Source organism: Streptomyces sp. NPDC050636 (assembly GCF_040654775.1).
Lineage (GTDB): Bacteria > Actinomycetota > Actinomycetes > Streptomycetales > Streptomycetaceae > Streptomyces.
Genome location: NZ_JBFAIP010000002.1, coordinates 118,826 through 144,409, shown reverse-complemented (window position 1 = coordinate 144,409; position 25,584 = coordinate 118,826). Strand labels below are relative to the sequence as shown.

The following is a 25,584-nucleotide window of genomic DNA, read 5'->3' as shown; positions in this document are numbered from 1 at the left end:
GGGCGCGTGCGATCCGGAACGCCAGTGGCGTAACAACGGACCCAGCCCACCCGGGTATTCCGAGGGGAACGCTGCCTCAGTCATGGGATCCGGCTGCGGGGGGACTCGGGTGGTTCATCGCCGAGAGGTTTTGCAGTTTGCGGGCCTCGTCGACCATAGTGAGTAGCGCGTCCAGGCTGGCAGGTGAGAGCCCTTCGGCGCGCAGCGCCAGACTGCGGATCTTGGTGTCGCGCAGTGCGGTGGCCAGCGTCAGTTGAGCATTGACCCGTTCCGACACCTCGTCGTTGAGGAAGTATTCGGGTGGTACTCCGAAGAACTGCGCGAGGATGTCCAACTGTTCCAGCGTGACATTGCGTTTCTTTCCGGTGGCCAGTTCCCAGAGGTAGGTGGCAGAGATGGCCCCTCCGGTCGTCTCGCGGATCTCCTTGGCGAGCCGCGCGTAACCGGGCCGGGTGCGTTCGTCGGGATAGAGCGTCTCGATCAGCTTGTTGAGGCGCTGCTCGAGTTGCAGGAGTAGCGGACGGTCGTCCTCGCCGCGTGCCGATCCGGTACTGCGCATCTCTCGCCCTTCCCAACAGAGGTCTCCCAACGGAGGCAGGAGCCAACCCGGCGTCTGCCAAGAGGGAGAGAGTCTAGCCCGGCCAATGACGTTGCCCCACGGAAACTATCCTGGCGCATTGATCGCCTCCGGGCGGGGGCATGCGGCCGCCGTGGCAGTGCGGCGGGCGGATGCCAGAGCCGGCAGGCAGCAGGCTGACAGGACGGCCAGAAACGCCTGGTAGAGCGCCACCGGCCACAGCGAGCCGTGCCCCACCGCGACCAGGGTCTGGGCCAGGGCCGGCGCCGTGCCCCCGAACACCACACCGGCCAACTGCTGAGCCAAGGAGATCGCGGTGTAGCGCACCCGGACCGGGAAGGCATCGACGAGCAGCGCGGCGACCACCGCGTAGACGACGGCGCTGGCGGACTCCAACGCGCACACCCCCAGCGCGATCCGGACCAGCGAACCGCTCCCCAAGGCTAGGACGGTGACCGGAACCGCGAGCAAGTACAGAGCCAGCCCCAGGGCGCAGATCCGTGCGACCCCCAAGCGTTGGGCGGCTATCGCAGCGACGGGCTGGACCAGGAATCGGGTGACAGCCGCACATAGCACCACGCCCAGCACCTTCTCCCGGGGAAAGCCGATGTGCACGGTCGCCCAGGACAGCACGAAGGTGCCGGCCAGATACGTCCCGGCAACCGGAACGGCGCAGGCCCCGACGCACACCGCCATCTTCGGGAAGTGCCGCTGCAAGGTGTCACGCACCGGGGCGGGCGCCACCCGCCCCTGCACCGACAGTCCCTCGAACTCCGGGGATTCGGCTACCTTCAGCCGTATGACCAGGCCGACGGCCATGAGGACGGTGGAGAGCAGGAAGGGGACCCGCCAGCCCCAGGCCAGGAATTCGCCGTCGCCCAGTCGCGAGAACGGGAGGAAGACCGCGCTGGTCAGGATTGAGGCCAGCGGGGTCCCTTGCTGCACCATGGCCGTCAGGATCACCCGGCGCCCCTGCGGCGCGTGCTCACCGGCCAGCAGCACCGCGCCGCCCCATTCGCCGCCCACTGCGATCCCTTGGACGAACCGCAGGATGCACAGCAGCACCGGAGCGGTGATCCCGGCCTCCTCGTAACGAGGCAGCAGTCCGATGCCTGTGGTAGCCGCCCCCATCAGTACAAGTGTCGCCACCAGACTGCGTTTTCGTCCGAACCGGTCCCCGAAATGGCCGAATAGCGCTGCACCAACAGGGCGGCCCAGAAAGCCAACCCAGAACGTCGCGAACGATGCCAGCAGACCGGTGGCCTGCTGCGCTCCGGGAAAGAACAACTCTGGGAAGACCAGGGTGGATGCGGTGGAGAAGACGAAGAAGTCGTACCACTCGACCGCGGTTCCCACCAGACCGGCGAGTCCCGCCTTGTGGGCGGGGGATAGCCAGGGGCGTCCAGTAGGTGTGCGCGGGCGCTGGTGCATCAGGCTCCAAGAGATCACTGTGAGGGACGGGTTGCTCGTCACGGGAGTAACTCATCAGCAGCATCCAGAGGTGGCTACCAAGTGCACGGAGCGGCCGTAGCGCCTGGAACGATTCCGGGCTGCCCTTTTCAGCGGATGACTTGACGGTACGGTGTCCGCTCTGTAGCGTCCGGGGCCGCCTCGGGCCGCACAACCGTGCATTGCGCTCGTTGCCTCACTGCGCCGGTGAGTCTTCCTTGCTCAGGACCAGATCCGCGCTGGGTGTCACCCAGCGCTCGGGTACGGAGAGGGCACCACTCATGTCCGACGTGGTGGCCGGTGCAGCAGACGAGCGTCGTACGGGTGACAGCGAAGGAGAGCCCTGCCGCACGAAGCTGGTGTCTGTCGACTTCCCTCTCTCACCCCACCTTTCGCGTTTGGAAGGGGAGGGCCCACGGCACATCTGCGCCCTGGCCGAGGTGCAATGTGTACAGCGGCGATACTGCCGGCCTGCACGCTGGTACCGACGCGCGCGCTCCCACCGAGGTGATTGACGCCCACCTCAGTATCCGGCACGAAGTTTCGGTTCATTGCGCGACTCCAGGCTTGCCGGCGGGCACTGTCATCAGATGTCGCTCAATCAGACGGGCCACGGCCTCGTCGATGACGCGGTCGGAGTACCCGTAGAAGCGCACCCGTTCCGGATCCCTGAGCGGCCAGTCGTCGGCTCGATCGCCCCACTCGACGATCCAGAGCTGTGGTGAGAGCGGCTGAGGTGAGCTGGATGCGTGCGTTGGGGAAGCCGGGCCGTCCTGTCAGCAGGGACCGGGTCGCGATGGCGACTTCCACCGGCCCGGCTTCTAGGCATCCGCCGCGTCGGCAGCCGCCGGCCGGACCGCCAGGCGCGGAGCGCTGAAGACACGGATGGCGTGACTGTGCTTCAGGAGGTAGCGGTCGTACAGGCGGCAAGCGATGAACTCGTAGTCGTAGGCATGTACGGCAGGCAGCAGCTCGGGCACGGGACAGGTGGCTCGGCGTGGGGTCATCGCACGTCACCGGCCAGGAAGTCGAGGAGGCCGTGGGTGGCCAGGGCGACGTGCCTTCGGCGGGGAGTCGGGGCCGCCACTACTGCCCACCCCACTCGGGCATCCCGTCGAGTCGGCTGGTCGAGGCCAGCGAGGTCACGGAGAGGCGTTGGCGTGCCGATTTCGATGCCAAGCGCGAGCGAGCGAAGCACTGACTCTCGTTCAGGTCGCGCTGCCGGCTCGTTGGTTGCGGTAACGGGGAAGGCACTGGTGACTCCTCTGGGTGGCGGCCCAGATCGACTGGCGGACATGCGGACAGTGGGCGATCACGGGAGGATCGCTGCACCCTACATGCATCCATGGAAGTCGGTAAATGATCAGTGTCAAATGATTGTTTGTGAGTGAAGGGTGGTCCAACGATCGTTGGCCCACCGGTTGTAGTGATCACCTGACCACTCGTCAAGAAGGACCACTACCCGCGACCTCAGTCCGCGACCCCGGGCGGCCGACCTTCGCCGCCCGACTGAACCTCCTGTTCGAGGCGTCTGCTCCCCAGGATCCTGAGTGCCCGGGTCGGTACGTCGAGTACACCAACCAGCAGGTAGCAGACGAGATCAACCACCGCCACGGCGCGGGCACCAGCACGGCCGAGTACATCCGTCGCCTCCGCGAGGAGGGCGGACCCCAGCCGACCGCGCCGTACATGTCAGTGCTGGCGGACTTCTTCGGAGTCCCGCTCGACGTCTTCAACCTGACCAGCGGAGCAGCGAACAAGACCGCCGCCGTCATCACCGAGCTTGAACGATTCCTCAACGAGCGACGTCCGCGACAGGGACCGGGCGAGACCAAGACCCTTGCTGTTCTCGCCCGCTCCGCCAGCCGGTACTGGTGGAGAGGCTCGGTGGTTTCAGTGGCAGACACAGAGCGGCGGCACCCAAAGGTCACTGTGGTGGTGCCGGAGGAACCACCTGAGCTGACCCCCGCAGCCGCAAGGGCCCTTTGGGAGTTCCTGCTCGATGCCCACGATCAGCTTCACACGCAGCAACGTGCCACTGCGCGACCCGCAAATACCTTCGCAGCGGAGGCGGCGCGCAGCGTCAACCACGCCCGCTAGCGAGGCGGATCTCGCCCCGCGTCCCCCGTGGCGCCGATATGAACCCCCACGGCCTTACCTTAGAAAAAGCCCAGGTCAGCGCGCCACTCTGCCAGGGTTCACGTGTTCCGGCTTCGAGCACCCGGTCGAATCCTTATGCAAAATGCCTGGTCAGCGTACTGACCAGGCATTTTGGGGTGAGTGTCCGAGGGGGGACTTGAACCCCCACGCCCGATAAAGGGCACTAGCACCTCAAGCTAGCGCGTCTGCCATTCCGCCACCCGGACTAGGTGTGATCTTCACGGGGTGTTCCCCGCGGCGACATGGATAACAATACCAAGGTTTCGGAGTGCCTTTCACCTGCGTATCCGTGCGACACATAAGCTCGACTTATGGGCAGCGAGGGACAAATCGGGTGGGAGTGGAGGCCCTGCGGACCTCGGCGACTGCGGGCGCTGTCGCCGTTGCGGGAGCAGCTGCGGGACACGTTCTGACTTTGCGCCCACGGCGGGGCTGGTCTGTGTGGTGTGGCTGTGGTGGTGGGGGCGGCGGCGCTGGATGTTGTGATTGCGGCGGATGGCGCTTGGTCGGCTCACGCCCCGGGTGGTGCGGATCTTCGTCCGGAGCTGGAGCTGCAAGATCACGTTCACCGTCTTTCCGGCGGCGTTGCTGTTCTCGCTGCTGGTGCTGACCTCGCACGAGAGTGAGACCAGTGTGCGGTGGGTCACCATGGTGCCGCTGGTGCGGGGCCTGCCGCCGTAGGTTGGTGGGGCCGAGTCTGCGGTGCGGCACCGTACGCTCCTGCTCCAGGCGGTGGAGCGTACGGTGCCGACGGCTGCCGAGCGGCGGTTCGCGTCGTATTCCCGACCGGCAGGGGATCGGGTAGCAGGGCGGGTGCCGGCAGGGCCCTACGGCATCAGGTGGTAGTCGGGGAAGTTGCCGGGGAGGCGCTCTGCGGGCGGGCCTTCGGTCACCGCACGTACGAGGAGTTCGCCGCCGACGAAGGCGCCGCTCCAGGAGTTGCCGAAGCCGCCGAAGAGTTCGTCGCGGTCGCCGCGCGAGCGGGGCTTGCCGTGGCCGACCTTGAAAGCGCGGATCTGGGGGGCCAGTCGGGAGTAGGTCTCGGGGTCGTCGGTGGAAAGGGTGGCCACCAGGGCGCCGTTGCTGGCGTTCATGGCGGCCAGCAACTCCGCCTCCGTATCGACTAGGACGATGGTGTCGATCGGGCCGAAGGGCTCGGCGTGGTGGAGGGGGGAGGAAGGGGGCGGGAAGAGGAGGGTGGTCGGGGGAAGGTACGCGGAAGTGTCTTGGGAGGGGAGGAAGTGACCTTCGGCGAGGGTGCCCCGGTGGAGGGGGACGGCGCCGCGGGAGATGGCCTCGGTGGTGAGGTCGGTCAGTTCCTTGGCCTTGGTGGTGTTGATCAGGGGGCCGAAGTCCAGTTCGGGGAGCGGGTCGTCGGGGGCGGCTACGGCCAAGGGGTGACCGAAACAGATGGCGCGTACGGCCGGGAGGTAGGCGGCCAGGAAATCGGCGAACGCAGAGCGCTGGACGACGAAGCGCGGGTAGGCGGTGCAGCGCTGTTTGGCGTAGTCGAAAGTCTTGCGGAGGATGGGGGTGAGGGACTGCCAGTCGGTGAAGTTCCATATGCCCCAGGTGTTGAGGCCCTCTTGTTCGAGGATGTGGCGTTTGCCGAGGTCGGCGACGGCGGTGGCGACGCGCGCGCCGGTGTCCCTGCCGCCGACGAAGGAGACACAGCCGATCTCGGGTGAGCGGACGAGAGCGGGAGAGAGTTCGCTTCCGCTGCCGCTGACGAGAGTGGCAGGGATGCCTTCACGGGCCGCAAGCGCGCAGGCGAGGGTGAGACAGGACAGGCCACCGTCAGTGGGGGTCTTGGCGATCACGGCGTTTCCGGCAAGGGCCTGGACGAGCATCGCGTGGATGAGGACCGACATCGGGTAGTTCCAGCTGGCGATGTTGCTGACCGGGCCGGGGAGCGGGGTGCGGCCGGTGAGCATCCGGTCGATCTCGGAGACGTACCAGCGGACTCCGTCGATGGCGCGGTCGACATCGGCCCGGGCGAGCTTCCAGGGCTTGCCGATTTCCCATACGAGGAGCAGGGCGAGGAGTTCGCGGTGTTCGGTGAGGGCGTCGAGGGTGGCGGTGATACGGGCCTTGCGTTCGGGGAGGGGGACGTGGCGCCAGGTGCGGTGCTGGTCGAGAGAGGCGCGTACGGCGTGCCGCGCGGTGTCCGCGTCGAGGCGGGGTGGGCCGGCGATGGGGGTGCCGTCGAGGGGGCTGGCGGCGGGCAGCGGGCTGCCGTCGGGCTGCCATACGCCGGCCCAGAGGTTGAGTACGTGATCATCGCGGAACGCTTCGGGGGCGGCGGCCAGGCTGCGCCGCCAGGCGTCCTGCCAGGACGTACCGGGTTTAAGGGTGAGGGGTGGGACAGCAGGGGCGGGTGTCGCGGCCGGGGTCGGCTGCGGGCCGGGAATGGAGCTGCGGTTCGGTGCCATCGTTGTCTCCGCTCTCGGTGCACGGCCGGAGGGGCAGGGTGGTGGCGCTCGGTCGGCTCCCGATGGAGCCGTGTGTTACCGGACGGTAGTGGTCCGTGGCGGCGGCGCGGGACGGTCCGGAGTCAGGTATGGCGAGAGTCACTCGGGGCTGGCGGGCGCACGACGTGCGAGGCATGGAACTCGGCCTCGATATCGACGGGTTGAGCCGGCATCACGCGGCGGACGGATTGGCACTTTGAGGTCCGCATGGGGTGGCACTTTGACGTCCGCATGGGGTGGCACTTTGACGTCCGCATGGGGTGGCACTTTGACGTCCGCACCGAGGGAGTGACCTGCGGTCGGCACGGTACGCGCTGCCCGGCTCGATCGCCGTACGCCCCTGCGGATGCCGCGACTTGAAACGCCTCCGCCTTCTGGACAGCGGCGATCCGATGGCTGATGGCCGACGGCTGATGACACGGTGGCGCGATGGCGCGATGGCGCTCGCTGACCGGATCGGATTCCCGGTCGCGCTGAAGATCGTCTCGCCGGACATCCGGCACAAGACCGATGCCGGCGGATTACTGGTCGGGCTGGGCTCTCCGGCCGAGGTGCGGGGCGCGTTCACCGCGATCCTGCGGAACGCGAAGGCGTACGACCCGCAGGCGCGGATCACCGGGTCCAGGTGCAGCCGATGGCGCTGGAGGGGCAGCGCGATGGCCGTGGATGGCGGTGGATGGCGGTGGGTGGCGGTGGACTCGTGGGCTTTGACGGCGGCTGTTTGCTGGCCGGCATCATCTCGCTGGTCAGCAGGGCGGCGATTTGAGGGGCGGGGCGTCTCAGGCTGAAGCCGGACCACGGCAGCCGCACCTCGGCAGCCACACCACGGCAGCCGCGACCTCACCGCTACATCTGCGCCCGCGCCTGCATCCACATCCGCGCCACTGGACCCACCCCCCGGAGGGGGTGGGCGGCGGGACGCCACGGGGTGCGGCAGGCCGCCGCAGGTTCCTTACGCGCGGAGCTTCGGGCAGTGGCGAAACTCAGTCCGCGGCCGACCCGCCCGGCTCCTCAAGTGTCCGGTCGGCGATCGCCCGGTGGTGGCGTACGACCTCGCCGATGATGAAGTTGAGGAACTTCTCCGCGAACGCCGGGTCCAGCCGGGCATCCGCGGCAAGCGTGCGCAGCCGCTCGATCTGCGCGGCCTCACGGGCCGGATCGGCGGGCGGCAGGCTGTGTCGGGCCTTGAGTTCGCCGACCTGCTGGGTGCACTTGAAGCGCTCGGCGAGCAGATGCACCAGGGCGGCGTCGAGGTTGTCGATGCTGCTGCGCAGGTGGAGCAGCCGCTCACGGGCCGCCTCGTCGGCGACGGAGGCCGCGTCGCCGACCGCCGGTGCTGTCCCTTCGCTCATGTGCGTCTCGCCATTCATGGTGGGGGCTCGGTGCGTGATGCGTGATCTGTGGTGCTTGATCAGTGATGCGTACTCTGTGGTGCTTGATCGGTAGTGCTTGATCGGCTGCACACTACCCGGACGGCGGTGGCCGGCCAGGGGTGGTCTCGCGGATCGGACCGGATCCGGCCGACCGACGTCACCCCGCGGGCGGGCGGCATCACTGATCGGCTGTCGTCTGCAGTTTTGCCGCCGAGCTACCCACGAGCGCACAGCGTGACCTGGCCATCCGCGTCCCAGGCGGGATCGCGGCGCCCGTCAAGTCCTGCGAGAATTCCCCCGTTTGAGCCGGACCGACCGACCATCGGCACCGGAGCGCACCATCTCGGGCACGCCGGAACAGGCAAGGGGAACCCGTATGCGTAAGGGCAGCATCCCGATCCAGGGCGGCACCGTCGCCGTCGTCGGCGGCAGTATCGCCGGCTGCGCCGCGGCACTCGCCGCACACCGCGCGGGCGCCGACCGGATCACCGTCTACGAACGTGCCGCCGGAGAGCTAGCGGATCGCGGCGTCGGCCTCGCGGTGCACAACGCCCGGTACGCGGAGCTGTCCGCCGCCGGCTACATGGACGCGGCGATGCCGTGGGTGCAGCTGACCACCCGCCGCTGGTACACCCGCGAGGGCGCCGCACCCCTGGGGCGCCTGGTCGGCGTCCAGCCCTTCCCGTTCCGCTCGTACTGCTGGGGACCGCTCTGGCGCGAGCTGCGGGGACGGCTGCCGGCGACCACCGACTTCCGTACGGGGGTGACGGTCGGCAAGGTCACCGGCTCAGCGGACGGCGCCACGGTGCACCTCGGCAACGCCGACGAGGGCGATCCGGGCCGCTTCGGTACTGCCCACTCCGATCCGGGCCGCTTCGCTACCGACCACTCCGATCCGGGCCGATTCGATACCGACCACCGCGACACGGAGCACTTCGACCTCGTCATCGGCGCCGACGGCTACCGCTCGATCGTGCGCAACGCCGCGTTCCCCGACGTCCGGCCCAGCTACGCCGGCTATCTCGCCTGGCGCGGCGCGGTCCCCGCCGAGCGGCTGGCGGAGCTCGACCTGCCCGGCCTGCCGTCGAATCCCTGGGCGGAAGAGGACCTCGTCTACGGCGTCTTCCCCGGCGGCCACGTCGTCATCTACCGCATCCCGGACGGCCGTGGCGGTCACCGCGCCAACTGGATCCTCTACACGACCCCGCCCACCGGCCTCGACCTCCGGCTGGACACGCCCACCAGCCTGCCGCCCGGCACCCTCACCGGCCCTCTGCACGCCCATCTCGCTTATGTCACCAGCGAGTTGCTGCCTCCGTACTGGGGCGGGCTGATCCGGCTGACGCCACCGCAGGAAGTCTTCATCCAGCCGATGTACGACTTCGCGGCGCCGAGCTACACCGCCGGGCGGCTCCTGCTGGCGGGTGACGCGGCTTCCGTCGCCCGTCCGCACACCGGCGCCGGTGCGGTCAAGGCGCTCCAGGACGCAGCCGCTCTGGAGACCGCCCTGTGCGCCGTACCGGAGCGGCCCGACGCGCTGGACGGGTATGGCACCGACCGCGGCGCGTCCGGCCGGACGATGGCCGAGCTGGGGCGGCGGCTGGGCCGTTTCTTCGTCCAGGAGACCCCGGATTGGCGGACGTTGGACCAGGCCGGGCTGGATTCGGCGTGGGCCGCGGCGGACGGCTCGGGCGCGTTCGGCGGCCGTGAGATGAAGGTCTGACGCGGCAGAGGAAGGATCGGCAGGGCCGGCAGGGCGGCAGGGCCGGCAGTACCCGCAGGACCGACAGAGCCCGCACGACCGACAAGGGTCCGCACGACCCGCAGGACCGACAGGAGCCGCAGATTGTGGACGCGTCGCGGATGAACGAGGAACCCAAGGTCGGCAACGATCTGTACGTCCGTGACTACGGCAAGTGCATCACCTGCTACAAGTGCGTCGATGTGTGCAGCGTCGAGGTCCGCGCGTACTGCGGAGCCGGCTGCAACCTCACCCTCCACGTGCAGGACAATGAAATCGTCAAGGTCACCTCGCCGCACGACGCCCCGGCGACCCATGGCAATCTCTGCATCAAGGGCCGCTTCGGCTACCAACACATACAGCAGCGCTGAATTGACCGAGTGGGACTGATCAGACATGGGACGGGTCACCGAGCGACGCCGCGTCATCCGGATTCGCGACGGTGTGGTGAGCACACGCCCGGACACCCTCGTCGCGGAGGAGCCGCTGGAGATCCGGCTCGGCGGGAAGCCGCTGGCGATCACCATGCGCACACCGGGCGACGACTTCGCGCTGGCCGCGGGCTTCCTCGTCAGCGAGGGCGTACTGGCGAGCGCCGACGAACTGGCAAGCATCGTTTACTGCGCGGGGGCGACAGAGGACGGTGTGAACACCTACAACGTCGTGGACGTCCGGCTCGCGGATGGTGTCCCCGTCCCGGACATCACCCTGGAACGCAACGTCTATACGACGTCCTCCTGCGGGCTGTGCGGCAAGGCCAGCCTGGACGCGGTCCGCACCAGCGCCCGCTGGGCCCTGGACACCTCCCCCGACACCCCGGTCCGTATCGAACCGGCGACGCTCGCCGCCCTCCCCGACCGGCTGCGGGCCGCCCAGCACGTCTTCGAGCGCACCGGGGGTTTGCACGCCGCCGCGCTGTTCAGCACGGACGGTGAACTGCTGGACATCCGGGAGGACGTGGGACGGCACAACGCCGTCGACAAGATCGTCGGGCGGGCGTTGCAGCAGGGGCTGCTGCCGCTGTCCTCCTGCGTGCTGATGGTGTCCGGCCGGGCGTCGTTCGAGCTGGCACAGAAGGCCGTGATGGCGGGCATTCCCGTCCTCGCCGCGGTGTCCGCCCCCTCCTCGCTCGCCGTCGACCTGGCCGCGGAGACCGGGCTGACCCTGGTCGGTTTTCTGCGGGGGGCCTCCATGAACGTGTACGCGGGCGAGCACCGCCTCTCCCTGCGCACCGCGGCCACCACAGGCTGAGGCCGCGGCGCCCGCTCATGCGCCACCTCACCGGCCGGCGCCACCTCACCGGCCGGTGAGGTGCGCTCCCTGACTGACCAGCGCTCCGCGGCCGATCAGCGCTCCGGCGTGACGATCCGGGTGAGCAGCGCGATCAGTTGCTCACGCTCTTCCGGGCTCAGGGCCGCGGTCAGTTCCGCGTTGGCCTGGTCGCCGAGGCGCTGGGTACGGCGCAGTCGCCGCTGGCCCTCCGCCGAGATCTCGATGGCGTTCTTGCGCCGGTCGTTGGGGTCGGGCGTGCGGGTCACCAGCTCGTCCTTCTGGAGGTCGTTGACGATGGCGACCATGTCCTTGGGGTCGATGCTCAGCGTCCGGCCGAGCTCCGCCTGGGAGACCGGGCCGAGTTCGGCGACCGCCGAGAGCACGGCGTGATGCATCATCCGCATGCCCTCGGAGGCGAGGGCGTCGGCGACGAGGCGGTGGCCGCGGGCGGCGGCGCGGCCCAGCAGCCAGCTGGGGAGGGTGCGGATGCGGCGGGGAGCGTATGGGTTGTCGGACATGGGACCACCGTATCGAGAATCCATCAATCCATTGGATGGCCCAATGGATAATCATTGGCAATCCCAATGATCCATGGCTATCGTTGGGGCACCCAATGAATGTCGGCCGGGTGCTCGCCACTCGACGACTGCATCCCGGTCGGTTGCCACCGATCGACGACCCCGGAGGAGTCCGCCCATGCGCCGAGTCCGATTCCATACCTACGGCGGCCCCGAAGTCCTGCGCGTCGAGGAGGCCGAGGCGCCCGAGCCCGGCCCCGGCGAGCTGCTGGTGCGTACGGAGGCGATCGGCGTCACGCTGCCGTGTGTGCGGCGGGTGCGCGGGGACGGCAACGGAGGGGGCGACCCCCTGCCCGGCACGCCCGGTGGCGAGATCGCCGGTGAGGTCATCGCGCTCGGCCCCGACGTCACCGGCTTCGCCGTCGGCGACCGCGTCACCTCGCTCACCTTCAGCGGCTCGTACTGCGAACTCGCCCTCGCGCCCGCCTTCCTGGCGAGCCGTATCCCCGATGGGGCGAGCGCGACGCAGGCGGTGGCGCTGGTACGCCCCGGACATGTCGCGCTCGCCGCGCTGAGCACCGCAGCGCCGGCCGGCACCGAGTCCGTACTGATCACCGGTGCGGCCAGCGGCACCGGGCATCTCGCCGTCCAACTGGCCAAGCTCCAGGGCGTGCCACGGGTGGTGGCCGCCGTCAGCTCCGCGGCCAAGGCGGAGTTCCTGTACGGCCTCGGGGCCGACGAGGCCGTGACGTACGACCAGGAGTCCTGGGGCGAGCCGGCCGACATCGTGCTGGACGGGGTCGGCGGCGAGCTGCTGCCGCGCGCCCTGGCCGCGCTCGCGCCCGGCGGCCGGCTGATCTTCTTCAACTCCGGTGGCGGCACGGTCCCGGCGTTCGAACTGCTGGCGGGCTCCAAGACCATCACGGGGCTGACGATGCGGCGCTTCTCCACCGTGCACCGGGAGCTGTACGAGCGGCACCGCGCGCAGCTGTGGGAGCTGGCCGGTGCCGGGCGGCTGCGGGCCGTCGTACATGCCGAACTGCCGCTGGCCGACGCCGCGAAGGCGCACGAGATCATCGAGGCACGGGCCAATCTCGGCAAGGTGGTGCTGCTGCCGTGACGCCGGGTCACACCCGGGTCAGGTGGCGCACCCGGCGCATGTGGCGCGTGTGCCGCACCCGGCACTGCCGGCCCGTGCAACGCACACGGCGCAGTTCCTGCGGGCCGGGCGAGTGAATTCGGGCCCCGGGGCGGAGAACCGACGCAGGCTCCTTGTCGCGGTCCGCACGTGGCAGTAGCTTCCGACGCAACTGCACATAGGACGTTGGATGTCCTGATGACCCGTCGCCGATGCCTCGAAGGGCAGGCCGGACCATGACGTCAGTTCTCCGCGCTCACCCCAGCCCCCGCAGCAGACCCAGGCGACACCGCGCCGCGGCCACGCTCACCACGCTGGCCGCCGCGGCCCTCGCCCTCCTCCCGACCGCCCCCGTCCAGGCGGCGCCTGACGCATCGTCCGAAACCTCCACCACGTCCATCACCTCCAACACTTCCAAGGCGTCCAAGGCGTCCAGCACGCCGTCCCCCGCAGGCGGATTCGACCAGCAGGTTCTCTTCAAAGCCGCCCAGGAGCAGGGCTATGCCTGCTTCCGCATACCGGCCGTCGTGAAGTCCGTACGCGGCACCCTCCTCGCCTTCGCCGAGGGCCGGGCCCACGACTGCGGCGACGCGGGCGATATCGACCTCGTCGTCAAACGCTCCACCGACGGCGGCCGCACCTGGGGCCCGCTCCAGATCATCAACCACGGCAACGGCGATACGCACGGCAATCCGGCCCCCATCGTGGACCGCCGGACCGGACGCATCGTCATCGCCGAGACCTACAACAAGGGCCGCGACGACGGCCTCAGCTGCGACGTCCCCTGTGACCGCACCCCGCACCTCCAGTACAGCGACGACGACGGCGCCACCTGGTCCGCGCCCCGCGATCTCACCCCCGCCATCCGCCCCCCGCAGTGGAACTCCTGGTACGCGACCGGCCCCGTCCACGGCATCCAGCTCACCCATGGCCGGCACGCGGGCCGCCTGGTCTTCGGCATCAACGCCGAGAGCTACGCGGACGACCGGGTCACCGCCAACCACGCAGCCCTGATCCACAGCGACGACGGCGGTGCCACCTGGCGGGTCGGCGCGCTGGACACCTGGCCGATCGCCGACGACGGCACCTTCCGGCAGAAGCCCTCGGAAATGACGCTCCTGGAACGCTCCGACGGCTCGATCTACGTCAACGGACGCGAACAGGACGGCACCGACCTGGGCCACCGGGACGCCGCGGTCAGCCGCGACGGCGGCAACACCTTCGCCGCGCCGTTCCGCGCGATCCCCGACCTCTACAGCCCGATGGTGCAGGCCTCGGCGCTGCGCCTGTCGTCCTCCCGCGCCGCCGACGACCGCAGCCGCACCCTCTTCGCGGCGCCCGCCGACCCCGACCGGCGCCGGACCATGACCATCCGCTCCTCCTGGGACGAGGGCCGCACCTGGGAGGGCGTCGACCGGGGGGCACGGGTCACCGGCGACTGGTCCGGCTACTCGGACATGGTCGCCATCTCACCCGAGGTCACCGGCCTGCTCTACGAGGCCGGAAAGGTGGACGCCCGCGACGAGATCCGCTTCGCCCGCTTCACCGAGGACTGGCTCGGCCCGCGCCGCGGCCCCGATCCGACGACCCGCGACGACGCCCGGGGCGCCCGGTCGGCCCTCGTACTGGGCGGCGCGCGCACCACCGACGGCTTCCTCGGCAACGCGCTGTCCTTCGACGGCAAGGACGACGCCGTACGCCTGCCCTTCCACGACTCCCTCCCGCTCGGCACCGACGACTTCACCTGCGCCCTCTGGTTCCGCTACACCGCCACCAGCGGCGAACAGCCACTGCTGTGGATGGGCGGTGTGGGCAGCAGATCCCCGCAGGTCGCGGTGGAAGCCGACCCCACGAACGACCGGATCGTCGCCCGCCTCACCGCCGTGGAGGGCGCCAAGCCGGCCACCACCGCCCAGGCCGCGACCACCGGCGCTTACAACGACGGCGAATGGCACCATCTCGCGCTGCGCCGCACGGGCGGCCTGCTCCTCCTCACCGTGGACGGCTTCGCGACCACCGTCGTCCCGGACGTCCCCGGATCGGTCAGCCGTGGCTCGGTCTTCGGCGTGCACCTCGGCCAGAGACCGGACGGCCGCGCCCAGTTCACCGGCGCACTGGACGAAGTACGCGTCTACCGGCGCGCGCTGACCGACGCCGCACTGACCGACGCACGCACCGCCGACGCCTGGCCGACCGGCGCACTGGTCCTCGGGCTGCCGCTGGACGACGTGCGTGGGGGTGGTGGGGGCTGAGCCTGCGGTGCCGCCCGTAGCCGTGATGCCCGGTACCGGCCGTGATGTCGGCGGGGCGGCGATGTCAGTGGGCGGTGACAGCATGGAGTTCATGGATGCCGTGCAGCCCGAGCAGTGCCACCGATCCCCCGGTTCCGATGAGTCCCACACCGGTCCTGCCCCCGAGATCCACACCGACACCGAGGCGCTACGTGCCGTCTTCGCCCCCGGGCGGGGCAACCCGCCGCTGGGCTGGGCGGCCGTGCGCACCTTCGAGTCGGGGCACGGCATCACGCTCCCGGAGCCGTACCGCACCTTCGTCGCCGAGATCGCCGACGGCTGTGCGGACGGGCCACCGGACTACGGCCTCGTCCCGCTGGCCGCGCTGCCTGACGACTGGTCGGACGAGTCGGTGGAGCGCGCCCTCGACGCACCGTTCCCGCTGACCGCGGCCTGGCTGTGGGAAGACGACCCGCGGCCGTCCGAGAAGATCGAGCCGCTGCTGGCACCGGTCGCCGCCCACGGTTCCGTGGTGCTCGGCACGGACGGCTGCGGCATGTACTGGCATCTGATCGTCACCGGCGAACACCGTGGCCACATATGGCAGATCACCGGTGAGGGCGCGGTCCCGTTCGGCGCGCCCTTCGGATTGACGACCGCGGAGCCGGGGTTCGCCGGGTGGGTGCGCCACTGGGCCGCGGAGAAGGAGTGGTACGACGTGGCGTGAGGCGGGGCGCGGGGCTTGGGGACCGAGACACGATCACAGCTCGGCACGAGAGGACGAATGCGACCGATGACGGGCGAGGAGCCGGTCCCCGATGGCGGTGGCGCCGAGCCGGTCGCAGCATGGAAGGGAACCGGTTTGTCCTTCTGTGCAATCGCCTTGCAAGGCATATGGCTGCATGAGGCATGTGCTCAATGAGGCATGTGGCTGCGTGTGGCCTGTCCCGGCGTTCGTGGGAGTCGCCATGCCAATGTTGCTGATCAAGGGATCATTTCATCTCTCGGGCCGCACCAGGCCCGACGGGGACACCGTCGCGTTCATTCCGGACTACGTGGGCGAATGGAAGCTCGTTCGGGGGTGTCACAAGCCGGAGCCCGCGAAGGACGGTCACGTCGATGTGCGCCTCGAGGGCATCGACGCGCTAGAGACCCACTACAAGGGAAACTACGGGACGGAGGAACGCCAGCCACGGAAATTCGCCGATGCCGCTACGGACACGCTTCTGACGTGGCTCGGCTTCACCGACATCCGGCGCACCGTCGACCCCGAAAATGGCCACGAGAACATCTCCGCCACTCCCGACAGAGTCCCGGGCTTCGTCCTCACCCGCGGCAGCGACACCTTCGGCCGCTGCGTGGCGCTGGTCGGCCGGGGTGTCCCGCCCGGGGCCAGTGGCTACGAGATCGACGTCAAGACGCGGCTCCTGAAGCAGACGGCCAACCACCACCTGCTCACGGAGGGGCTGGCCTACCCCACCTTCTACTCGGGCTTCCCCGCGGATCTGCGCCGTGAGCTGGCCGCCGCCACCCAGCAGGCGCAGGCCGGCCCCGGCAAGGGCGTGTGGAACACCACGAGCGGCTCCCTGGGCGATGTGACCCTCACCGGGGCGAAGATCACCGGGATGTCCTCGATCACCGATGACGCGGTGATCCTTCCGAAGCTGTTCCGCCGGCTGAAGGAGTACCTGTCGCTCGGCAACACGTCGCTGACCTGCCTCCCCGCGTACCTGGGCGGTGCCGCGGACAGGTTCCGCATCCTGTCGGCCGACCCGCCCCGCTTCCTGACCGGCCTGCACAACATCGTCGAGATCACCAACAGCGAGACCGTGAAGATGACCCATCCCTCCGAAGACCTCCTCTTCGACGAGAAGTGAGCAGCGCGAAGGCCCCGTTGGTGTCCAGCACTAGCGCGGGACGCCGGACGCGGCGGCCTCGGAACCGGTGTCGCGACCGGCAGCCCGCCCGGCCCCGACCTCCGGCTTCGCCCCCATCCCCGTCCCCGCCGCGTACCGCTTCGCCAACACCGCGCACACCATCAACTGCATCTGGTGGAACAGCATCAGCGGCAGCACCGCGAGCCCGGCCTGCGGGCCGAAGAGCACGCTGGCCATCGGCAGTCCGGCCGCCAGGCTCTTCTTCGAGCCGGCGAAGATGATCGCGATCCGGTCCTCGCGGGGGAAGCCGAGCTTCTTCGAGCCGTACGCCGTGCCGGTCAGCATCAGCGTCAGCAGCACGGCCTCGACGCCCAGCAGGCACAGCAGACGCAGCGGCGAGACCTGGTGCCATATGCCCTGGACCATGCCGGCACTGAAGGCGGTGTAGACCACGAGCAGTATCGAGCCGCGGTCCACATAGCCGAGCGCCTTCTTGTGGCGCGTGATGAAGGTTCCGATCCAGCGCCGCAGCAGCTGCCCCGCCACGAACGGGAGCAGAAGCTGGCAGGCGATGGAGAGCAGCGAGTCGGCCGAGAGTCCGGCGCCGCCGCTGTGCAGGACCAGCCCCGCAAGCAGGGGCGTGGCGACGATGCCGACGATGCTGGAGAAGGAGCCGGCGCAGATCGCCGCCGCGACATTGCCGCGGGCGAGGGAGGTGAAGGCGATCGAGGACTGGACGGTGGAGGGCACCAGGCACAGGAACAGCAGCCCGGTGTAGAGGGCGGGCGGCAGGACATACGGGACCAGTCCGCGGGCGGCCAGGCCGAGCAGCGGGAAGACGGCGAAGGTGCAGGCCAGGACGGTGAGATGGAGCCGCCAGTGGCGCAGGCCGGCCATTGCCTCACGGGTGGAGAGCCGGGCGCCGTAGAGGAAGAAGAGCAGCGCGACGGCGCCTGTGGAGGCGCCGTCCGCGACGGTGGCGGCCGGTCCGCGCGCGGGCAGCAGGGCCGCCAGGGCGACGGTCCCGACCAGGGCCAGGATGTATCCGTCCACGGGCAGCCGGGAGGGTATCGGGATCAATGGGCGGCGCATGGGCTCTTTTCGCGTCGTTCGGCGGCTCGGGGACGGCGCCATGGGCAGTGGCGTGGACGGCGGCAGGCAGTGGCGTGGACGACGTCCTCTTCAGGCTGCCGTTCGTTGCGGCGATCGGGAACCCCTCTTACCGTGGTCACTGTTATTACGTATCCCGATGAACGGTGAACGTAGCGCGATGGGCGTGGGGCTGCAGGGCGCCTCTGGCACTGGCCGATTGCCTGTCGCGATCGACGATGGAGCGAGGTGGCCCCCCGTGTTCGAACCCGTGCAGCTGCGCACCTTCCTCACCGTCGCGCAGACGCTGAGCTTCACCCAGGCCGCGCACCGCCTCGGGCTGCGGCAGTCGACCGTGAGCCAGCACGTGCGGAAGCTGGAGGAGGCCGCCGGGCGGCGGCTGTTCGTCCGGGACACCCACGCCGTGGGGCTGACCGAGGACGGCGAGGCGATGCTCGGCTTCGCGGGCACGATCCTGGCGGCGAACGAGCGGGCCGCCGGCTTCTTCGCGGGGACGCGGCTGCGCGGCCGACTGCGGTTCGGCGCGTCGGAGGACTTCGTACTGACCCGGATGCCGGAGGTGCTGGAAGAGTTCCGGCGCGAGCACCCCGAGGTCGATCTGGAACTGACGGTCGAGCTGTCCGGGACGCTGCACAAGCTGCTGGCGGCCGGCCGGCTGGATCTCGTCCTGGCCAAGCGGCGCCCGGAGGAGTCACGCGGGCGGCTGGTGTGGCGCGACCGGCTGGTGTGGGTGGGCACCGAACGGCTGCGCCTCGACCCGCAGCGCCCGGTCCCGCTGGTCGTCTACCCGCCGCCCGCGGTGACCCGCGCCCGCGCGCTGGAGGCGCTGGAGCGCGAGGGAAGGGAATGGCGGATCGCCTGTACCAGCGGCAGCCTGAACGGGCTGATCGCGGCGACCCGGGCGGGCCTGGGCGTCATGGCGCACACCCTCGGCATGATTCCGCCCGGTCTGGTCCGGATTCCGCCACGCGCCGGGCTGCCGGAGCTGGGCGGGGTGGAGTTCGTCCTGCTGTACGGGCAGCGCGACGCCGCGGCGAGGGGCCCGGCGGAGGCGCTGGCCGACGCGATCCTCGCGGGCGGCGACCGGCTGCATATGCCGTAATCACCACCCAGACGGCGCGAAACACCGACACGCGCGACGGCCGGTGCAGAGATTTGGTGCAGATACCGTCCCGGCATCGTGATTGTTCGGCGCCCAAGTGGCCGGATCATGTCCACGCTTACCCGTAGTAACCCAATTTCGCCCGTTGGCCAATTCCCGCGCCGCCACATTCGGGCCGTGGTAGGACACTGCCGCTTGTCGTCACCTTGGGGTACGGTCGCGGCCCTGTGAGGAGCACCACGAAGGGCCGAGTCATTGCGCGAGTTCACCGTCCCGCCGCTGGCGACCGCGCCCCGGGTCGGCGGGCTGGCCGACGCGGTCTTCGACAACGCCGACTCCGACCCCGGCCGGGTCGCCCTCGCACGTAAGGACCACGAGGGGCGCTGGCAGAACGTCGCCGCGGCGCAGTTCCGGGACGAGGTCATGGCGCTCGCCAAGGGCCTTCTCGCACAGGGGGTCCGGTTCGGCGACCGGGTCGGCATCATGTCGCGCACCCGCTACGAGTGGACCCTGTTCGACTTCGCGCTGTGGTCCGTCGGCGCCCAGTCCGTGCCGCTGTATCCGACGTCGTCGGCCGAGCAGGTCTTCTGGATGCTGTACAACGCGGACGTCTCGGCCTGCCTGGTCGAGCACGAGGACCATGCGATGACCGTCGGCTCGGTCGTGGACCGGCTCCCCGGGCTCCGTAAGCTGTGGCAGCTCGACCGCGACCCGATCGCCGAGCTGACCGCCGCCGGTGCGCATATCGAGGACGACGTGGTGCACCGGCACCGTATGGCCGTCACCCCGGACGCCGTCGCCACCCTCATCTACACCTCGGGCACCACCGGCCGCCCCAAGGGCTGCGTCATCACGCACGCCAACTTCATGGCCGAGGCGGACAACATCGTGCTGCGCCACGAGACCGTTTTCCACTCCAAGCCGGGCGACGAGGCAGCCACCCTGCTCTTCCTCCCCCTCGCGCACGTCTTCGGGCGGATGGTCCAGGTCGCCGCCATCCGTGGCCGGGTCAAGCTGGCCCACCAGCCCGAACTCGCCGCCCATGCGCTCCTGCCCGACCTCCAGTCCTTCCGCCCCACGTTCATCCTGGCGGTGCCGTACATCTTCGAGAAGGTCTTCGCCGCGGCCCGCCGGAGGGCGGAGGCGGACGGCAAGGTCGGGCCCTTCGACAAGGCCGTGGAGGTCGCGGTGCGCTACGCGGAGGCGCTGGAGCACAAGGCGTTCGGCACCGCGTCGGGCCCCAGCGCCGCCCTGCGGATGCAGCATCAGCTCTTCGACAAGCTCGTCTACAGCAAGGTCCGCGAGGCGATGGGCGGCCGGGTGAGGCATGCGATGTCCGGCGGCTCGGCGATGGAGCGCCGGCTCGGGCTGTTCTTCGCCGGCGCGGGCGTGACGATCTACGAGGGCTACGGCCTGACGGAGAGTACGGCGGCCGCCACCGCGAACCCACCCGAGCGGACCCGTTTCGGCACCGTCGGCATCCCGATTCCCGGCACGACGGTGCATATCGCGGAGGACGGCGAGATCTGGCTCTACGGCGGCCAGGTCTTCCAGGGCTACCACAACGACCCGAAGGCGACCGACGCCGTTCTGCACGACGGCTGGTTCGCCACCGGTGACCTGGGCGCCCTGGACGAGGACGGATATCTGACGATCACCGGCCGCAAGAAGGAAATCCTGGTCACCTCGGGCGGCAAGACGGTCTCGCCGGTGGTGCTGGAGGAGCGGGTGCGGGCGCATCCGCTGGTCGCGCAGTGCATCGTCGTCGGCAACGACCGGCCGTTCATCGCCGCACTGGTGACGCTGGACCCGGAGGCGGTCGCGCACTGGCTGACCATGCGCGGCAAACCGGAGATGCCGCCGACGGACCTGGTGCGCGACCCGGACCTCGAAACGGAGATCCGGAGGGCCGTGGTCGCCGCCAACACCCTGGTCTCACAGGCCGAGTCGATCCGCACCTTCCGGATACTGGCCAACCAGTTCAGCGAGGAACACGGTCTGCTGACGCCGTCCCTGAAGCTCAAGCGGAAGGCGATCGAGACGGCGTACTCGGCCGAGGTGGACGCGCTGTACCAGACGTGACGAGGGTGGGGCTGCGGCCTCCCCCGCGTGGTGGAACCGGATCGTCCCGGCGCAGGACGCCCGGCCCGCCCGCGCCCAGCAGACTCCGGGTCATGAGTCCCCGCCATCTCACGCTGCTCGGCCGGATCGCCGTCGCCGCCTGTGCCCCGTACCTCACCCTGAAGCTGCTGTGGGTGCTGGGCTTCGACCTCGGCGTCGTCGACATCGATCGGGTCAGCCACACCACCTGGATCGTGGCCAACGCCGTCACCTTCCTGCTCGACGCGATCGCCGCCACGGTGGCGCATACGCTCACCCGGCCGGCCGGTGGCCGTACCCCGGCCTGGCTGCTGACCTTTCCGCTGTGGATGGCGTCCGGGCTGCTCATCCCGCTGATGCTGAGCTTCGTGGGCAGCACCCTCGCGGTCCTCGTCTTCGGCAGGCACCACCCGATAGCCACCGGTGACTTCCTCCAGCCCTGGGTCTTCGCCGTCGTCTACACCGGCTTCCTCGTCGAGGCCATCACGCTGCTCGGCGCCTTCGGGGTGTACGCGCATCAGCGCTGGGGCGGACTGCTCCGCCGCCCGGTGCGCGACCTGCCCGACACCGGAACCCGCGCGGTGCAGCGGATCTTCGTGGGGCCCGCCGCCGTACTGATCGCCGCCATCGGCGTGATCCGTCTGCTCTGGGGCTCGGGCTCGACGCTGGGCATGGATGCGGCCGACGCGGCCGCCCGCAACGTCGTCAGCTACACGTCCGACGTGGTCCAGGGCCTGCTCGCGCTCGCCGGCGCCACCGGCCTGCTGCTGCTTCTCTTCCCCCGCCTGCTGCCCCGCCGTACACCGCTCGCCCGGCTCCGCACCCGTACGGCGCTCGCCCTGGCCTGGACCGGCAGTGCGACGGTCTTCGCGTGGGGCGGTCTGCTGTGGTTGACCTGGACGGTCTCCGACGGACTCGCTCCTGACGGGTCCCCAGCCCCGGGCGGGCTCCCGGGGCTCATCGGCGCCCTGGAACTCCTCACCGGGCTCGTGGTGCTCTGCGCCGGCGCCTTCACCCTCTGCGAGTTGACCGCGGCGACCGTGCCCCGCCCCGCCCCTCCCGTGAAAACCCCTGCCATGAAAATGCGCGGGGATGCGCGGGAATGTGTCACGGCGGATGATCGTTGACATCCCAGAACACTCAGAACACTCAGAACACGAAAGTCGACGTAAGGATCGAATCCCCCGTGAGCAAGGTTCCCTCCATCACGCTCAATAACGGCACCGCGATGCCGCAGCTCGGATTCGGTGTCTGGCAGGTACCCGACGACGAGGCGTTCACCGCCGTCGGCCATGCCCTGGCTGCCGGATACCGCAGCATCGACACCGCGGCCATCTACGGCAACGAAGAGGGCACCGGAAAGGCCCTCAACGCTTCCGGCATCGCCCGTGACGAACTCTTCGTCACCACCAAACTGTGGAACAGCGCCTCCGAAGCGTGGACGCGGGACAGCGTTCTGCGCGAGTTCGACCTGTCCCTCAGCAAGCTTGGGCTCGATTACCTCGATCTCTATCTGATTCACTGGCCGCGCGCGATGCGCGATGACTACCTCACCATCTGGCGGGCCTTCGAGGAGATCGCGAAGAGCGGTCGCGCGAAGGCGATCGGTGTCTCGAACTTCCTTCCCAAGCACCTGGAGCGGCTGCTGGGCGAGACCTCCGTCGTGCCGGCCGTCAACCAGATCGAGCTGCACCCGCAGTTGCAGCAGGCCGACAGTCGCGCGCTCCACGCCCGGCACGGCATCGCGACCGAGGGCTGGTCGCCGCTGGGCCAGGGCAAGGGCCTGCTGGAGGTCCCGGCGATCGTTGCGATCGCGCAGAAGCACGGCAGGACCCCCGCCCAGGTGGTGCTGCGCTGGCACCTCCAGCTCGGCAATGTCGTCATCCCCAAGTCCGTCACCCCGTCCCGGATCCAGGAGAACATCGACGTCTTCGGCTTCGAGCTCGACGACGCGGACCTGAGCGCGATCGCCGCCCTGGACGAGGGCAAGCGCCTGGGGCCCGACCCTGCCACGTTCGACGTGTAATCCGGTCCTGCCGACTCCGCCGCTGCCCAGAAGTCCGGGGCAGCGGTGGAGTTTCTTGCGAGAAGGAAGCCCGGCGACTTCGAGCCGTCACCGCTGCAGGCGGTGTACTCGGGCGAGGAGCAGGACGGTGTCGTCGGCCGGGGAACTCGGTACGAGGCGGGCGAGGATGTGGTCTGCCGCTGCTTCCAACGAGTCCGAGACCTGACCCAGTTCCGAACGGAGCGCGTTCAGCCCCTCATTGATGTCGTGTCCCCGAGCCTCGATGAGGCCGTCGGTATACAGGACGAGGGTGGCGCCGTCGGGTAGGTCGATCTCCGTCGTGTGGAAGGGAACGCCGCCGACACCGAGGGGGACGCCCAGCACGTCGTCGATGACCTCGATCCGGCCGTCCGGGTAGCGAACGAAGGGCGGCGGGTGGCCTGCGCTGGCGATCCGGGTGCATCCGGTGGTGGGGTCGTAGCGGATGTAGAGGCAGGTCGCGAGCTCGATGCCCGCCTCATGGGCGCACCGGTCGAGTTCGGTGAGCAGCTCATCCGGTTCCTGGTCGTGCCGGGCCAGCGTCTTGGCGGTGATCCGCAACCTGCCCATCGCCGCGGCGGCCGACACGCCGTGTCCCATGACGTCGCCGACGACCAGGGCGACTCGGTCCTCGGGCAGGGCGACCACGTCGTACCAGTCGCCGCCGACCTCGGTGACACGGCTGCCGGGCAGGTAGCGGTGAGCGATGTGCATGTAAGGGCCGGCCGCCAGGAAGCTGGGGAGGAGAGCCCGTTGGAGCGTGAGCGCGATGTTTCTCTCTTGGCTGTACAGACGCGCGTTGTCCAGGCAGAGCGCGGCGCGGGACGCGAGTTCTCCGGCCAGGCTGAGGTCCTGCTCGGTGAATGCCGGTCTGGCCGCGGATCGGCCGAACGTGGCGAATCCCTGCACCGTTGCCCGGGCGATGAGCGGGGCCAGCAGGAGATGGACGAGACCGCTGTCGGCCAGCAGGCGGGCGCGATGTTCGTCCAGCACGGTGCGGACCATGAACTCCTGGTTCACCGGCACGGAGATCGGACGGCCGGTGCGCAGCATCTGATGGATGGCGGAGCCGGGTGGGTAGTGCACGACTTCCCGCCCGCTCACCAGCTCAGTCGCCGGAGCGGGCAGGACGGTGCCGGAGGCGATTCGGCGGGTGACCACCGGCAGCGCCGGGTCGAACGCCTCACCCTCGTCCATCCATTCCACGAGCTCCACGACGGCTCCGTCGGAGAAGTCCGGAACCGCGGCATCGACCAGCTCCTGGGCCGTGACCTCCACGTCCAGGGTGGTGCCGATCCGGGCGGAGGCCCGGTCCAACAGCGCCAGTCGCTGACGGGTGGCGGTGGCCTCCACGATGGCCTGCTCCCGGTCGGTCACGTCGACCAGCAGCCCGCCCACTCCCGGGCGAGTGCCCACTGCCTGCGTGAGCGGGAGGAAACTCAGTGACAGCACCTTGTCCCGGTCCGGATGGCCCCGGGTGCGCATGCCCACCAGCACCCCCGCGATGGGCTTGCCGTGCGTGGCGACGGCGCGCAGTATGCGCTCACACTCACCGCCGTCCGAGGTGATCATGATCTCGGTGAGGCGCCGCCCGAGGTGGTCCGCGATGGGGAGCCCGCTCATGTCGGCGAGCGCCTGGTTGAGGTGAAGGCAGCGCAGATCCTCGTCCAGCATGACCAGGCCTATGGGGCAGGTCGCGAAGAGGGCGTCGAGGAAGGCGAGGTTGGTCTTCACCCGATCCAGCTCGTCGCCACGGCTCGCCAGGGCCATGACCACCGAGTGCCCGGCGACGCCGGTCACCGGGAAGACACGGAACCCGCAGCTGAAGACCGTACCGTCCTGATGCGTGGCGAACAGGCGACCACGCCAGTACCCCTCGCTGCGGCCTCGCTCGGCCATGCGGGAACACGCGTCGAGGCCGCCTCCGGGGGACCCGGCGAGGAGGAGGGCACCGGGCTTCGAGAGCGCCTCCGTGGCGTGGTAGCCGAAAAGGTGCTGTGCGCCAGGGCCCCAGTAGCAGATCCGGTTGTCGTCATCGAGGCCGAATACGGCAACGGGCACATGCTCCAGCAGCGACCCGGGCTCGGACCAGAGCGGACCGGGAGCCTTCTTGTCGCTCGGCCGATCTGACGGCACCGGCTGTCCCTTCCACCCGCCGCGGACAGTAACTGCTCCGCCCTCCGGAGGACAGGGCGGCTCTCTCAATTCTGCGCTTGTCCCTCATGCACGGACACTCTGACGTGCATGCGCGGACACTCTGACGTGCCTCCGGGCCCGGGGCCATCAGCGCCGTGGCCGCCCTGCCGTTGCGCCTCTGGCCTGCCGCCCTCGCCGGGGCCCGCCTCGGCCGAGTGGCGGGCTCGGCGGGCGGCGGGAAGTGTGGGAGAGGGGCCCTCCGGCACGTCCTGAGGGGTACGCACC

Annotated in this window: 21 protein-coding genes, 1 tRNA gene and 3 pseudogenes; 16 read left to right on the top strand and 9 right to left on the bottom strand. The window is 69.7% G+C overall.

Features of this window, described 5'->3' with window-relative positions; translation table 11 throughout:
• Positions 1 to 76: 76 nt before the first annotated feature.
• Together AB0I10_RS03160 and AB0I10_RS03155 are read right to left on the bottom strand one after the other, a co-directional pair.
• Positions 77 to 559, bottom strand: coding sequence for a hypothetical protein (locus AB0I10_RS03160; RefSeq protein ID WP_363150537.1), 483 nt, complete (start codon positions 557 to 559; stop codon positions 77 to 79).
• Positions 560 to 664: 105 nt separating this feature from the next.
• Positions 665 to 2,050: an MFS transporter gene (locus AB0I10_RS03155; protein ID WP_363150536.1), complete on the bottom strand. Its 1,386-nt coding sequence runs from the start codon at positions 2,048 to 2,050 to the stop codon at positions 665 to 667.
• Between the two features lie 566 nt (positions 2,051 to 2,616).
• On the opposite strand from AB0I10_RS03155, the gene AB0I10_RS03150 reads away from it, so the two are divergent.
• Positions 2,617 to 2,751, top strand: coding sequence for a hypothetical protein (locus AB0I10_RS03150; protein WP_363150854.1), 135 nt, complete (start codon positions 2,617 to 2,619; stop codon positions 2,749 to 2,751).
• 61 nt (positions 2,752 to 2,812) lie between these two features.
• Here the strand turns inward: AB0I10_RS03150 and AB0I10_RS03145 are convergent.
• A pseudogene (locus AB0I10_RS03145) lies at positions 2,813 to 3,033 on the bottom strand (DUF6302 family protein); the annotation flags it as partial.
• Between the two features lie 370 nt (positions 3,034 to 3,403).
• Between AB0I10_RS03145 and AB0I10_RS03140 the strand changes: the two are divergent.
• Positions 3,404 to 4,126 (top strand): hypothetical protein, encoded by a 723-nt coding sequence (locus AB0I10_RS03140; protein WP_363150535.1) that lies wholly within the window; start codon positions 3,404 to 3,406, stop codon positions 4,124 to 4,126.
• A gap of 181 nt (positions 4,127 to 4,307) precedes the next feature.
• Here the strand turns inward: AB0I10_RS03140 and AB0I10_RS03135 are convergent.
• Positions 4,308 to 4,392 (bottom strand) — tRNA-Leu (locus tag AB0I10_RS03135).
• Between the two features lie 289 nt (positions 4,393 to 4,681).
• On the opposite strand from AB0I10_RS03135, the gene AB0I10_RS03130 reads away from it, so the two are divergent.
• Positions 4,682 to 4,867 (top strand): hypothetical protein, encoded by a 186-nt coding sequence (locus AB0I10_RS03130; RefSeq protein ID WP_363150534.1) that lies wholly within the window; start codon positions 4,682 to 4,684, stop codon positions 4,865 to 4,867.
• Positions 4,868 to 5,013: 146 nt separating this feature from the next.
• Here AB0I10_RS03130 and AB0I10_RS03125 read toward each other — a convergent pair whose 3' ends face one another.
• The gene (locus AB0I10_RS03125) at positions 5,014 to 6,618 is read right to left on the bottom strand and encodes an aldehyde dehydrogenase family protein (protein ID WP_363150533.1); all 1,605 of its coding nucleotides are present in this window, start codon (positions 6,616 to 6,618) and stop codon (positions 5,014 to 5,016) included.
• Between the two features lie 467 nt (positions 6,619 to 7,085).
• Between AB0I10_RS03125 and AB0I10_RS03120 the strand changes: the two are divergent.
• Positions 7,086 to 7,277: pseudogene (locus AB0I10_RS03120) on the top strand (acetate--CoA ligase family protein); the annotation flags it as partial.
• A 14-nt stretch (positions 7,278 to 7,291) separates the two neighbouring features.
• Positions 7,292 to 7,423, top strand: coding sequence for a hypothetical protein (locus AB0I10_RS03115; RefSeq protein ID WP_363150853.1), 132 nt, complete (start codon positions 7,292 to 7,294; stop codon positions 7,421 to 7,423).
• Between the two features lie 217 nt (positions 7,424 to 7,640).
• On the opposite strand, the gene AB0I10_RS03110 is transcribed toward AB0I10_RS03115, so the two are convergent.
• Complete coding sequence (locus tag AB0I10_RS03110; protein WP_363150532.1) at positions 7,641 to 8,009, bottom strand: chorismate mutase; 369 nt, start codon at positions 8,007 to 8,009, stop codon at positions 7,641 to 7,643.
• 397 nt (positions 8,010 to 8,406) lie between these two features.
• Here AB0I10_RS03110 and AB0I10_RS03105 point away from each other — a divergent pair, with 397 nt between their 5' ends.
• The 3 genes and pseudogenes from AB0I10_RS03105 (at position 8,407) to fdhD (ending at position 11,022) form a co-directional block, all read left to right on the top strand.
• A complete protein-coding gene (locus AB0I10_RS03105; protein WP_363150531.1) occupies positions 8,407 to 9,753 on the top strand; it encodes an FAD-dependent monooxygenase in 1,347 nt (448 codons plus the stop codon).
• A gap of 128 nt (positions 9,754 to 9,881) precedes the next feature.
• A pseudogene (locus AB0I10_RS03100) lies at positions 9,882 to 10,142 on the top strand (Fe-S-binding domain-containing protein); the annotation flags it as partial.
• A 25-nt stretch (positions 10,143 to 10,167) separates the two neighbouring features.
• Positions 10,168 to 11,022, top strand: coding sequence for a formate dehydrogenase accessory sulfurtransferase FdhD (gene fdhD / locus AB0I10_RS03095; RefSeq protein WP_363150530.1), 855 nt, complete (start codon positions 10,168 to 10,170; stop codon positions 11,020 to 11,022).
• A 95-nt stretch (positions 11,023 to 11,117) separates the two neighbouring features.
• On the opposite strand, the gene AB0I10_RS03090 is transcribed toward fdhD, so the two are convergent.
• Entirely contained in the window at positions 11,118 to 11,561 is a 444-nt protein-coding gene (locus AB0I10_RS03090) for a MarR family winged helix-turn-helix transcriptional regulator (RefSeq protein WP_363150529.1), read from the bottom strand.
• Between the two features lie 178 nt (positions 11,562 to 11,739).
• Here AB0I10_RS03090 and AB0I10_RS03085 point away from each other — a divergent pair, with 178 nt between their 5' ends.
• The 4 genes from AB0I10_RS03085 to AB0I10_RS03070 all read left to right on the top strand — a co-directional run bounded on the left by AB0I10_RS03085 (position 11,740) and on the right by AB0I10_RS03070 (position 16,807).
• Positions 11,740 to 12,681: a zinc-binding dehydrogenase gene (locus tag AB0I10_RS03085; RefSeq protein ID WP_363150528.1), complete on the top strand. Its 942-nt coding sequence runs from the start codon at positions 11,740 to 11,742 to the stop codon at positions 12,679 to 12,681.
• Between the two features lie 254 nt (positions 12,682 to 12,935).
• On the top strand, positions 12,936 to 14,951 hold the full coding sequence (locus AB0I10_RS03080; protein WP_363150527.1) for an exo-alpha-sialidase: 2,016 nt from the start codon (positions 12,936 to 12,938) through the stop codon (positions 14,949 to 14,951).
• A gap of 91 nt (positions 14,952 to 15,042) precedes the next feature.
• Positions 15,043 to 15,657, top strand: coding sequence for an SMI1/KNR4 family protein (locus tag AB0I10_RS03075; RefSeq protein ID WP_363150526.1), 615 nt, complete (start codon positions 15,043 to 15,045; stop codon positions 15,655 to 15,657).
• Positions 15,658 to 15,898: 241 nt separating this feature from the next.
• Positions 15,899 to 16,807, top strand: a complete 909-nt coding sequence (locus tag AB0I10_RS03070) for a nuclease (RefSeq protein ID WP_363150525.1) — start codon at positions 15,899 to 15,901, stop codon at positions 16,805 to 16,807.
• 30 nt (positions 16,808 to 16,837) lie between these two features.
• Here the strand turns inward: AB0I10_RS03070 and AB0I10_RS03065 are convergent, their stop codons facing one another.
• Complete coding sequence (locus AB0I10_RS03065; protein ID WP_363150524.1) at positions 16,838 to 17,899, bottom strand: bile acid:sodium symporter family protein; 1,062 nt, start codon at positions 17,897 to 17,899, stop codon at positions 16,838 to 16,840.
• A gap of 256 nt (positions 17,900 to 18,155) precedes the next feature.
• On the opposite strand from AB0I10_RS03065, the gene AB0I10_RS03060 reads away from it, so the two are divergent.
• The 4 genes from AB0I10_RS03060 (at position 18,156) to AB0I10_RS03045 (ending at position 23,145) form a co-directional block, all read left to right on the top strand.
• Complete coding sequence (locus AB0I10_RS03060; RefSeq protein WP_363150523.1) at positions 18,156 to 19,019, top strand: LysR substrate-binding domain-containing protein; 864 nt, start codon at positions 18,156 to 18,158, stop codon at positions 19,017 to 19,019.
• A gap of 255 nt (positions 19,020 to 19,274) precedes the next feature.
• Complete coding sequence (locus AB0I10_RS03055; RefSeq protein ID WP_363150522.1) at positions 19,275 to 21,101, top strand: long-chain fatty acid--CoA ligase; 1,827 nt, start codon at positions 19,275 to 19,277, stop codon at positions 21,099 to 21,101.
• Positions 21,102 to 21,193: 92 nt separating this feature from the next.
• Positions 21,194 to 22,246 (top strand): hypothetical protein, encoded by a 1,053-nt coding sequence (locus AB0I10_RS03050; RefSeq protein WP_363150521.1) that lies wholly within the window; start codon positions 21,194 to 21,196, stop codon positions 22,244 to 22,246.
• Positions 22,247 to 22,305: 59 nt separating this feature from the next.
• Complete coding sequence (locus AB0I10_RS03045; protein WP_363150520.1) at positions 22,306 to 23,145, top strand: aldo/keto reductase; 840 nt, start codon at positions 22,306 to 22,308, stop codon at positions 23,143 to 23,145.
• Positions 23,146 to 23,232: 87 nt separating this feature from the next.
• Here AB0I10_RS03045 and AB0I10_RS03040 read toward each other — a convergent pair whose 3' ends face one another.
• Positions 23,233 to 25,299 (bottom strand): SpoIIE family protein phosphatase, encoded by a 2,067-nt coding sequence (locus AB0I10_RS03040; RefSeq protein WP_363150519.1) that lies wholly within the window; start codon positions 25,297 to 25,299, stop codon positions 23,233 to 23,235.
• Positions 25,300 to 25,584 lie beyond the last annotated feature (285 nt).